This is a genomic window from Micrococcus sp. GbtcB5, assembly GCF_019091605.1.
Lineage (GTDB): Bacteria > Actinomycetota > Actinomycetes > Actinomycetales > Micrococcaceae > Micrococcus > Micrococcus luteus.
Map to the genome: position 1 here is coordinate 1 of NZ_JAGXJK010000411.1, position 240 is coordinate 240.

At 76.7% G+C, this 240-nt stretch carries 1 protein-coding gene; it reads left to right on the forward strand.

What is annotated here, in order from left to right; translation table 11 throughout:
• Positions 1-240, forward strand: a 240-nt coding sequence (locus KVS67_RS12925) for a metal-dependent hydrolase (protein ID WP_217565541.1), incomplete at both ends; no start/stop codon positions are given.

Below are 240 nucleotides of genomic sequence, written 5' to 3' on the forward strand. Positions count from 1 at the left end.
AGTCGCCGATCGCCGTGCTGCACCTGCCCGCCGAACTCCAGCTGCTCGGCGCCGCGACCACCGCCGGCGCCGCCATGATCAGCGACTGGGACCACCCCCGCGCCACCGTCGTCCACGCCCTGCCGCCCGTGTCCGAGCTGATGGCGCGCGGCATCCGCCACGTGGCCGGCGGGCATCGACGCGGCACACACTCGCCGGTGGGGATCGCGGCGTTCACCGCCGTCGCGACGGGGGCCGCCT